This is a genomic window from Crocosphaera sp. Alani8 (assembly GCF_038442745.1).
Taxonomy (GTDB): Bacteria; Cyanobacteriota; Cyanobacteriia; order Cyanobacteriales; family Microcystaceae; genus Crocosphaera.
In genome coordinates, this window is sequence record NZ_JARVCN010000089.1 from 1 (window position 1) to 10924 (window position 10924).

13 protein-coding genes are annotated in these 10924 nt (G+C 35.2%); 6 read left to right on the forward strand and 7 right to left on the reverse strand.

Features of this window, described 5'->3' with window-relative positions:
* From P9B04_RS06650 to P9B04_RS06665, 4 genes are all read left to right on the forward strand, one after another.
* Positions 1-3285 (forward strand): hypothetical protein (locus tag P9B04_RS06650; protein WP_342054212.1); only part of this gene is annotated, 3285 nt, incomplete at its 5' end.
* Positions 3286-3375: 90 nt separating this feature from the next.
* Entirely contained in the window at positions 3376-3789 is a 414-nt protein-coding gene (locus tag P9B04_RS06655; RefSeq protein WP_342054213.1) for a single-stranded DNA-binding protein, read from the forward strand.
* Positions 3790-3896: 107 nt separating this feature from the next.
* A complete protein-coding gene (locus P9B04_RS06660) occupies positions 3897-4376 on the forward strand; it encodes a hypothetical protein (RefSeq protein WP_342054214.1) in 480 nt (159 codons plus the stop codon).
* A 115-nt stretch (positions 4377-4491) separates the two neighbouring features.
* Positions 4492-4686 carry a hypothetical protein gene (locus tag P9B04_RS06665; RefSeq protein ID WP_342054215.1) on the forward strand — a complete coding sequence of 65 codons (195 nt, stop codon included), beginning with the start codon at positions 4492-4494 and terminating at the stop codon, positions 4684-4686.
* A gap of 34 nt (positions 4687-4720) precedes the next feature.
* On the opposite strand, the gene P9B04_RS06670 is transcribed toward P9B04_RS06665, so the two are convergent.
* The 7 genes from P9B04_RS06670 to P9B04_RS06700 form a co-directional block, all read right to left on the reverse strand.
* Positions 4721-5425, reverse strand: a complete 705-nt coding sequence (locus tag P9B04_RS06670; protein ID WP_342054216.1) for a single-stranded DNA-binding protein — start codon at positions 5423-5425, stop codon at positions 4721-4723.
* A complete protein-coding gene (locus P9B04_RS06675) occupies positions 5422-6165 on the reverse strand; it encodes a DUF6753 family protein (protein ID WP_342054217.1) in 744 nt (247 codons plus the stop codon). Before P9B04_RS06675 ends, P9B04_RS06670 begins: the two co-directional genes overlap by 4 nt.
* Positions 6166-6246: 81 nt before the next feature.
* Positions 6247-7032, reverse strand: a complete 786-nt coding sequence (locus P9B04_RS06680) for a hypothetical protein (RefSeq protein WP_342054218.1) — start codon at positions 7030-7032, stop codon at positions 6247-6249.
* A 61-nt stretch (positions 7033-7093) separates the two neighbouring features.
* On the reverse strand, positions 7094-7540 hold the full coding sequence (locus P9B04_RS06685; protein ID WP_342054219.1) for a hypothetical protein: 447 nt from the start codon (positions 7538-7540) through the stop codon (positions 7094-7096).
* A 96-nt stretch (positions 7541-7636) separates the two neighbouring features.
* Positions 7637-8068 (reverse strand): hypothetical protein, encoded by a 432-nt coding sequence (locus tag P9B04_RS06690; protein WP_342054220.1) that lies wholly within the window; start codon positions 8066-8068, stop codon positions 7637-7639.
* Between the two features lie 27 nt (positions 8069-8095).
* A complete protein-coding gene (locus P9B04_RS06695; RefSeq protein WP_342054221.1) occupies positions 8096-9100 on the reverse strand; it encodes a ParM/StbA family protein in 1005 nt (334 codons plus the stop codon).
* A gap of 452 nt (positions 9101-9552) precedes the next feature.
* The gene (locus tag P9B04_RS06700; RefSeq protein ID WP_342054222.1) at positions 9553-9735 is read right to left on the reverse strand and encodes a hypothetical protein; all 183 of its coding nucleotides are present in this window, start codon (positions 9733-9735) and stop codon (positions 9553-9555) included.
* A gap of 488 nt (positions 9736-10223) precedes the next feature.
* On the opposite strand from P9B04_RS06700, the gene P9B04_RS06705 reads away from it, so the two are divergent.
* Both P9B04_RS06705 and P9B04_RS06710 read left to right on the forward strand, forming a co-directional pair.
* Positions 10224-10541 carry a plasmid mobilization protein gene (locus tag P9B04_RS06705; protein ID WP_342054223.1) on the forward strand — a complete coding sequence of 106 codons (318 nt, stop codon included), beginning with the start codon at positions 10224-10226 and terminating at the stop codon, positions 10539-10541.
* On the forward strand, positions 10538-10924 hold a 387-nt coding region (locus P9B04_RS06710), incomplete at its 3' end, for a relaxase/mobilization nuclease domain-containing protein (protein ID WP_342054224.1). The genes P9B04_RS06705 and P9B04_RS06710, both read left to right, overlap by 4 nt.

Consider the following 10924-nt stretch of genomic DNA (forward strand, 5'->3'; position numbering starts at 1 on the left):
GAAAGGATGGCCGCCGATTTTGACGGGGACTGCATAGGAGTAGCGGAAGTATCGAGGTTCCCTAATTTTGCCAAAGAAGCGATCACTTTAACACAGCCCGAAAATCTTTATAAACCGACTCGCAAAGAAGATAAATTATCATTCCCAGAGGGAACTGATTTTGAAGTGATGGCTATACATCAGGCTGATGGGATTAGTGTCGGTTCCATTAATAATAGTGTTACCACTTTTGAAGTGTTACTGTCAGAACAAGAAATTTACGAACAATATGGAACCCCAACGATTAAACAACAATTAGCCACAAAATTAATTAATACAGCACAAAAAGCTTTAAAACAAGAAAAAAATAGCAAAAACCCCATAGCGATTCCTGATTCGGTTCGTCCACAATTTGAAAAAATAGCTAGTTATAATCCAAATCAACCTTTAGAAAAAGAGCAATTACAAGAGATTTTCTCTCTCCAAAAAGGTATCTACAGAAGTATGGTGGAAGAAGGATGTTATCAAAACCAAATTGCTGTAGATTTGTTTAAATCAGCCAGAGAACCTGATAAAGATTACATCAATAATTTAACTAAATTATTATATCGACCTGTTGATTATTTTAAAGAAAAAAAAGATTACAATACTTATCGTAATGATATCTTAGAAACAAAAGGCTTTTCTCCGACTGAATTAACGGCTTCTCTAGTTAACGTTGAATTCAAGGAAAATCAATTAACCACTCACCCGCTAGAACAATTCAAAAATCTTTTTCCTAATAATTATACTTTTCAACAAATGTTAGAAGTTAAGCAAATGAAAGCTAGATATGATGCTTCTTATAACTTAGCTTCAGCCTATAACCGTAAACAGAAATTAGAAGATGATACTCACCTTAGAATCACGACTAAAACTGGAAAAAATATCGAAATCGTTAATTATAAAAGATTCATTTCCCATAGTAAGGTTCAAAGCTTTACTGCTCTTCATTTAAAACTGGTAGATAATACCAACCCAAAAACTAGAAAGAACCATAAATTAATGGCGCAATATCTAGACGATGATGGAAACTGGAAAAATTTAGGGATGGTGTGTGAACTATCCAGAGAAAAATATGGTCTAAAAGCTGGTATTAAAACCAGTAACGCTGAAGTTAAAATTGCTCAATCATTGGGGAAAAAGGAAGTTCAATTACTTTTTAATAAAGCAAAGAATCTCGTTAATGATTGGCGTAATGAACTAGAAAGCAAACTAACCCCTGATGAAGTTAATCAATATGCTAATGCTACTTGGCATTTATGCCATAATCATAGTCATGATACCACTAATAATTTTGTTTATGATGCCTTTGGAGATAAGGTATTAGAACAAATAACTAACCCTGAATTACAATTCGATAATTTCTTAGTTGGGCAACTAAAACAGTATAACGAAGTCCCAGAAACCTTATGGAAATCTGACGAACTTCTTGACCTACAAATTCAAGATTTTGATGGTGAAAAAATATGGCAGGTGTTAAATCCAGATACTCAAGAATATCAATCCTTTGGGGTAGCATCTTATAAAGAATATCAACTGCCGATAGGAACAAAAGTCAAGGGGGAAATAAAAGGAGATTTATTCACTACTGCTCGTTTAGATATAGACCATACCCAGTTAAAAGATACTGAGATTGTCATTGGCAATATGACTAAGTATCCCACCGTTGGAAAGGAATTCAGAAATGAATCTGCTACCATTGTTTTATCTCAACAACAGAATATACCCCTTCAACCTATTATTAGCATTAATGGCAAAAAGTTAGGTCAACTTGATAATAATGCTGTCGCTTTATTTCAAGAACATAATCTTTTTAAAAATGGGTTAACCTTTGAAGCAACTTTAAATAGTTATGGGGAAGGCAATGCTCGTGAAATTATTGCTACCACTGAACAAGGAACTCCTTTAAAGATAGAAAAATCTAACTTTTTAGGGGATAAAGAACTCAAAGAAACTCAGTTTAATGGAGAGAAAATCAAGTTAACTCTCTCCCTTGAAGTTCCTAAAAAAAAGGTAATGATGGCCAATATTAAACAAGCGGATGGTTCATTGTTACCTATTGGTGAATTTACTACCAACCAAAAAGCATCAAAAGAAGCTTTAACGAAAGCAGGGTTATTCAAAGAAGGGGCAACCTTTGAAGCTAATATTACCTCACGAGTTACCGCCGCCCGAATAGAAATAGACCCAGATTCCATACAGTATCCAGAACGTGGGCAATGGCAAGTAACATCTCAACCTGAAACAACCATCGGAAAACTCAATCCAACGACTGAAAAATTTATTGAAGCCATAACCACTCAACCGACTTTATTACATCAGTTTGAGCAAAAATGGCAACAACCTGACAACACCCTAAAAACTTTACCAACATTGGGATTAAGTGTTGATCTTCATTTAGTCTCTGCTACCAAGAATTTTTTTGAGAATCAAGATATTCCCTATAGCTTAGTTAATCCTGACGATCCTAGAATTTCCTCTGAAACCGAACGAAGTTATGGTGTGTTCTGGGTATTGGAATCAGATATTCCCAAACCCATACGTCAAGCAATGGAAGACAAGCTTGATCAAGTTTATGACGCTAACGTTTCAACAGAAACCCCTGTGAGTTCTTACCAAGAAAAATTAGTTTCTATTCTTCCATTACCTAAAAAACAACAAGAAGAACGTATTGTTAACAGTCAAGCGGTGTTTGAAGAAACAGTTAACTTATCATCACCATCTTTGACCCCACCAATAACTAATAAACAATCACTGGTTTCAAACAAGCACAAAGAAGTCAATCTACAATCAGTTAACCCTTCAGAAAACCCTTTACTATCCTTACCTTTATCGGAGGAATTTATGCCAGAAAACATTACTCTACAACAAGAACGTACAGACAAAGTAGCTCCTGTAGTTATCGGCCTACTTGAACTTAAACGTTTGACAAAGGCGACGGGTCTTAAATATGAGCAAACTTCTAATACTTTCAGTTATCAAGGGAAAGAAAATACCATTATTTATGATGGGCAAAAACTACAATTAATCGATAATCAATCAGGTCAACCTAAAATGATTGCTGAAAATAAAAATCCCACGGGGAAACCTCAGTGGTCTGCTATTAATTTACCTGTTAATTCCCCTGGACTATCCCCACAAGATGTTAATAAATTTACTAATCCTGAGTTCGTTCACAACCTTAAAAAAGCTCTTCTAGAAGCTCGTCAACCAACTCAACAAAATTCATCAACAAATCAGAAAAACAAAGCTATTAGTCGTTGATTTTTTTAGCTAGTTTATCCCTGAAAGATAAAAAAGAGCTTCGCTCAAAATTTCTGATAATTTTCACCTCAATAAAAATAGGAGCAAACAATGGCTAATCTCAACATGAACCAAATTAATTTAGTAGGTCGTATTGGTCAAGATCCTGAAATTAAATACTTTGATTCTGGTTCAGTTTTAGCTAAGGTTAACTTAGCAGTTAATCGTCGCAAAAAAGATGAAGTTCCCAATTGGTTTACTTTACAATTTTGGGGCAAACAAGCAGAAGTTGTCGGAAATTATGTTCAAAAAGGTTCTCTGATTGGAATTGAAGGTCAACTTGCATTGGATGAATGGCAAGACAAAGAAACAGGGATACTACGCAGTAAACCTATCATTCGTGTCAACCGTTTAGAATTACTTGCTAGTGCTAACAATTCCAGTAATTCCAGTAATTCTAATCACCAATCTCAGCCTACATCATCCCAAACTGAGCCTCAAACTCAAAATCAAGATGATTTTTAAATAATTAGTAACCTCTAGAAACTATTAATCTAGAGGTTATTTTTTTCGTTAATAAAAAAGTCCTTCGGACACAATTCATGACAAAACTATAGGAGTCAATACGGATAATGAACAACATTCAATTAAAAGTCAAATTAATTTCTGTTAGCACCGAATATATTGGGCAAGAAGCCAAAATCGTTGTATCAGGACAAGCTAAATTCCAATTCTATGAGAAAGGCAAAACTCAAACCCGAACAATTCCTTATAGAAGCTTTGGACAATCAGCACTCTTCTTACAAGAAGCTGGTGCCAATAGTGTTCATGTTGTTTCGGGTAGCTTGAATGTTTATCCTCCGAATGAACATAATCCTAGTCATTCGATGTTGTTAACGGTTAATAATGCCCTACCTGTTGTCACTACTGCACAACCATCACCTGTTAGGCAACCATCACCTACTGTACAACCTCAACCTACTGCTCCACAACCCCAACCTACTGCTAACTCCCAACCTATTGCACAACCATCCCCTGCTCCACAACCCCAACCTACCGTACAACGCCAACCCACAAATGAATCTAATGGGGATGATCCCATTCCATTCTAAATAAATCCAAATCGGCAAAATTTATAAGTCCTATTATTAGGGCTTATTTTTTCCTTGATGACATTAATTTATTTTTTCCTTCGGAAATCTTTCTTGAAGTCTATAGGAGATGATCATGGAATCTAAATTCACTCAAGTTATCGCACTTTTAACTGCTGGACAAGAAGTCAAAATCAATGGACATACGATGGTCATGAAAGATAACCAAGTCTGCTCCAAAGGTTTCTTGGAAGGAGGAAAAGTGGTTTTTACACCAATTAAAGCCGAACTAAACACATTAATTCAAATGTGTGAAGACGTGGAACTTTAGGGAACAGAAAAAGGGGGAAACCCCCCTTTTTTTCTTAAATTAAGTTTAACTTATCTCTCAAATAATTAAGGATATTAACTAGGGTCTCAAGAGATTTGACGGGTAAAATTACCCACTCAGTCTCTAAGAGTTTTTCCCAGGAACTCTCTTCTAAATCATTATGGATAAAAAATACCCCAATTAACACATTAGTTCTTTGAGAAATTAGGAGACATGGAATGTCTATCCAATCCTCATCCTTTAACACTTTCATTTTAGGCAAGACTTGAAGAAAAGAATACTTTTTTTTAAGCAGTCCTATTATTTTTTTGTCCAATGGAGTTAACTTATTTTCTTTAACTAATTCCGGCAGGTTTCCTGCCAATAATTGTCTCAGTTTTCTATGTTGCTGACGCTGTAATAATTTTAAAGCGGACTGATACTGTTGTGAATTATATTGGTACAATTGATGTTCTGGTGAGCTATAAACTGATTTGACCCACCACCATCCTCCTATTCCCCCTAGTCCCATCATTAATAAACTTACTAGCACCAGCACCACATATCCATTATTAATGCGATAGCTTAATGAGATGATGATGGTTAATTGAAAAACAACCAAAGCCATCGCCCCCCAGACAAACCAGCTTAGTTTTGGCCATTTTGATTTTAAACGAACTGGTTTATGATACTGGGGTTGGCTAATCGCTTGCTGTTTGAGAAAGTCAATGATGATAGGCGGTAGATAAATTTGCTTCACTGTTGATATTGACGTTCATTAGGCGGAACAACCCATAAAGCACAGATACCCGAAGTTACTGTTTTTGTACCAAAGGTTAGTTTAACCCCTAGTTCCTGCATATCCTTCATACAATTACCGCTTTGCAAATAAGGTTTGTTCCATTCCCAAAGGTTCTTAGCATATTTTGCTTCTGCACTCTCTGCCCAGTCTAAGGTAGCCGCTTCAGAGACACTAAGAACTCGTCCTGATGAAGATAATTGATTGAGGGAGAAAGTTAAGGCCACGCCACTCAATAATCCTAGTCCGAACACGACCGCAAACAATGACAGCCCTGGAATCAATACTTTGGAAGGGCGAGATAATTGTAGAGCTTCGGTTTTGGTGATTAATTCTTTGGTGGCCTTTGCAATCTCTGACTGGGTAAGGCGAGTGGCATCACGGGCGATACTCTCTTGCGTCTGACGAGCTTCTTCTAACGACAGATGTAAGGCCGAAGGAGCTTCTTCTAGCATTACTTGCAGCGCACTGGTGGCAAAGAGTAACAGAAATAAAGGATCATTGCTTGGAAGCCCATGTTTAACGACAATATTTAACACTTTGGCTTTAAATATGTCATCTTTATCCCCAAGAAACTCGGATAATAAAGATTCTGTATTTTTGATATTTTGTTGTTCTGGAGTTAAAGTATCAGAGGGTATATTATCCGTTTCCTCTACTTCTGATACACTCCATTCTTCTTCTAAATCTTGTTCAAACATAATTAAATTGGTAATTTTATTGATGTTTACGGTTATATTCCCAACTAACTAATTAATTAATAGCTAGTTGGGAATGAAAGCCTAATTTGTTTTAGCTTCAACCTTCAAATTGAAAATATCATGGTTATCTATTTGTTCATGACAATTACGAAGGAATTGCTTAACACGCTGTTTGGCAATCAGATTTAATCCTTCTGTATTTTCTCTTTGAGATGCTGCAGTTAGAGAGATTCTTTTCTCTTTTAAAAGTTTTTTTTCTTGACTAGATAAAAAGAGTAAAGGCATCTTAATTATAGCTCTTGTTTGAGCTTTAACCGTTTTAGCAATGGAAGAATTATTAATATTGTCCATCGCTTGCTTAGAAAGTCCTTCGTTGACGACTAATATAGTTTTAACTATATTAACATCTTTATAAGTCGATAAAAACTTAGATAATAGATTAATTGATTCTGGAGAGCCATCGGTAACAAACCAGAAATAAATATCTACCTTTTCTTGTTCAGCTAACTCTAAAATTCCTCTAGCTAACCAAGCATCTACTATCACAGAAACTTGTGCCGGTAAATTAACAAGAACTAATTGTTCACAAGCGAGAGCAAATAAATTATCAGCCAAGAAACTATCTTCAGCTTCTTCTGAAAAGTAGATTCGATTTCCTGGGTTTTTATTATTAGGCTGATATCCGTTTTTCCCTCCATTTAGATAAATACTAGGCTCGTAAATTTCTCCTACATCGGGAGATGTTCTATCTGCATCAAATAGCTTATAATCTATCTTTTTTAGTTGACAATATTCAACGCCCGTTTGCGCGGTGGTGGATTTGCCAACTCCTCCTTTTTCTCCTCCAAACAAGTGTAATCCTTTCATAGTTTTGCCTCCTTTTTTCAAATCTTTACTCATCTAAACTGAAACAAATTTTATTTTTGAACTACAATAATCCGACTCCATTATAATTACAACCACTGTATTTATTGGGAGTTGATTTTGAGTCATTATTCAATGAAGGGGGATTATTATTATTAGATGAAGTCCATTGTGTTTCCACTGTTGTTGGAGGTCTTTCTAGATTTAGACTTTTTCCAACCGTATTCCATAATAATTCTTGCTGAGCATTTAATTTAGCTATAGATTCCCAAAACATTTCTGTTAGACAATCAGAAGAGTATTGTTGAGATTTGCTACAAGCTATCGGCATCCAAAAAGCTCTTGCTGCTTCTAAAATCGACTCTTTTGGAGTAATACCTCGTTCCGCTTTTCTTTCTTTTAGTAACTCAATCCAATAATAATCAGGATTATCATCATTAGGTTTGTAAGTCAAAATTAACTGTTGTCTTTTTCTAGATAATTGTAAGTGTTCTTGAGTTGGTTGTTCCATTTTTAAACAAAATAATTAATTTTCAATGAAGAATCAATCAGGAAATTAAGCCATCTTTTTATGTTTAAATTGACTTAATTTATTCTTAATTTTTAATTACAAAATTCCGCCTTCATCATAAGCTAAACCGCTATAGATGTTCTCATCAGATTCATCTCTATCATCAAATAACCAATTCTTTTTTTGATTATGAGAAACCATAGGCTGAAATCCCGCATTCATTTGAGGTCTTTCTATATTTAGAGCTTGTCCGACAATATTCCACAATAGTTCTTGTTGAGCATTTAATTGAGCTAGAGATTCCCAAAACATCTGCTCTAATTCCTCTGTTGAATAAGTGTCTACATTTAAACAAGCAATGGGCAACCAAAATGCTTTTGTTGCTTCTAAAATAGACTTTTTCGGCATAATACCTTGTTGTTTTTTTCTTTTTTTGAGTAATCTAATTAAGTGATAATCAGGATGATTATCAAGGGGTTTATAAGTAAGAGAAATGTTTTCTCTTTTGTGTGAAGTCTCTTTATTCATCTTTTTTCTCCTTTTATTTTCTTAGATTTAAGCAATTTTTCGTTTTTTTTGCTGACTTAATTGAAAATTCAGAAACTCCCAAAGACACCACACATCCCCAAAGCGATTGCCTAATCCCAAAGCTTCTACATCAGAAGGGAATTCTACTTGTGCATGAAGATACACCTTTTTATCAGAAAAATAGTCTAATAATTTAGCTTTTATTAAGGGATCATCACTGGTTCCTCCTGCTAATATCACCTCTTCTAAATCTGAGGGTAATACTTCATTTAACCAGTTAGACAATTCATATTCATAGCCTTCTTGACTAACTTTTGAAGCTTTCTTGATTTCTTCCAATTCTCCTGATTTATTATCACTTAATAATAGTGAATGCAATGGCACTTCTGACCCCGTTTCCCGATATCTTACAATAGGTTGCGTTAACCTTTCTATGGTTTGTCCACTTAATTGTTTGACCATACTTTTTATCAAATGGGCAAATCCTAGTTCATTTGTTTGATACTCATTAATGATTCCTCTTCTGAATACCATTACTGAAGCATTACGATACCCTAGCATCATCACCCCTACGACAGAAACATTAATCAAATTTTTCCCTTTTTTAGCTCGGTGTAACATATAAATCCCCGATCCTTCTGCTAAACAATTGAAATAATTTAGTTTTGGCATTAATTTTCCCGTTGGAGTATTAACTCCTTCGCTAAATACCTGTTTTAGTTCAACTTTTAATTTCTCTCTATCCTTAATTTCTCCTGGTGGTAGAAGACAACTCAAATTAACCTTTACTTCATTTGACAATTTTAATTTCTCTTTTAAAACCCAGATGACTCCCAGAATCTTGGGAATAGCGGTGATGGATTTCAAAGCCGTTAGTTGTGGGTTACTTACTGTTAACACTTTGGCTAAATATCCCACTGCATAAATTTTGTCTTCTACTTCAATCCACACTTTATCTTCTAGGTTGGCATTCTCTAATCCCATCACATTATTCAAAATGCTCAAAGGCACTTCAGCTAATGATGGTTCCATTGTCAACACGACTCTTTTTTTAAAACTTGTTCCTCCGATCACTTTCGTTTTTGAGCCGCCTAGATCGATTGACACATTTAAAATTTTTTCTGGCACTTTTTTTCTCCTTTTTTTCTTTGATTTTTCAGGGTTTTTCAGAGGTCTAAAATCTGGACACTTTTAGGACATTCATCTGTTTATTGTCCTATTTTTGTCTTTTTTTACCCACTTTTTTCCGCTTTTTTCGATTTTTTTTGTTGGCTATTTTGTTTATATCATGTCCATTTTCCCAAAAAACCCCCTTTTCTCCCCCCCTTTTTTCGTCTTTCTTTTATACTACTTTTAGTCACTTTTCACCGACCGCAAGCAATGGGATTTGTCATGACAAATTTGTATTATGGGGTTTCTTGATACCCCCAAATCCCCCTTATTTTCCCATTTTTCACTAAACAATTTCTTAATGCTGGTTAAGGTCAGGTTAATGCAGTTTCTGAAACCTTTTGTTTAAACAACTCATTTAATGTTGCTGGTGGTTCAAGGTTTTTGCATTCGGGTAGATGTGATGTGATTTGCGATCGCTTTTTGGTGATAGCACTTTGAGTTTTATAGGTGTATCTTCGACCTTCCACTTCGACTTGGATTTCGACTTCGACCATAAGGACGAATGTTGATCTAAAATATTTCATCCTACTTAGCCCTTGTCTCCTATGTCTTGCTTGAGTGGCAATATTGGGCAAAGAAGATGTGACATCCTGCAACACTATGTGAGGACTTTGGTAACAGATCTAACTTCATCGTCGATCACGCCTCAGATTGCCCTAGTCACTAGGAATTGACATACTCCCCAATCGCCTATTTGAATCGCAATAAATTCGATAAATATGTTGTTCGATGAGAAAATATTTGCTAGAATGACGAGAAATTTGTACGAACTGATATTGTATCCCCCCATTTGATTACATCAGTTATATAAATAATCCCCATTGGAAAAGTTATTAGATTATTCTTAGTTGAGCGAGAAATTCCCCCCACAAATCAATCAAGAGAATTGTTTAGTAATTTTTTTCTGTCTTATCAGGCAACCCTAACCGTTAATGTTCAAGGGTTTTTAGCAAAGTTTTTTAAATAATTAAGTGGTGGCAAAATGGAATTTAACAAGCGACTAAAGAAGTGTGAGATCAGGGTTTCAGCCTCTGAAAAACAAAAAATACAGGAATTAGCGAATCATTTAGGTTTAAGTGTTTCTGCCACTGTTCGACACATATTGGTCAAAGAGCATTTTTTTTCTAATAACCAAGAACTTAATTCTATGTTTGGTCAAATTAGAGATACTCTTTTTGCTATTTCTCAAACTCTTAGTAACCTTAATTCTTCTAACTCTAATAATGGGACTGTCAGACAACTTCAGACAGATATTCAGGAACTTAAAAAAACCATAGCAATGATGGAGAAGAAGTTTTGATTGGTAAACAGTTTAAAGGAAGTGACTTTAATCGTTGCCTTAACTATGTTTTAAAGAAAGAAGGTGCGAGTATTATCGGTGGGACGGTTGCCTCAACTGAACCCAGTTCTTTGACCCGCGAGTTTCATTTTTATACTGAAATTAATGATCGAGTCAGAAATCCTATGTTTCATGGTATTTTATCTAACCCAGAACCCCTTGATGATTTAACTTGGCATCTGATTGGGAATCAATATCTCAAATCAATGGGGTTCACTCAAAATCCTTATATATTAGTCCGCCATAGCGATCGCCCTCATGATCACATACACATTGTTGCTGGAAGAGTTAGAGCTAATGGTTCTTGTGTTTCCGATAGTTTTGATTACTATCAGAGTTTAAAA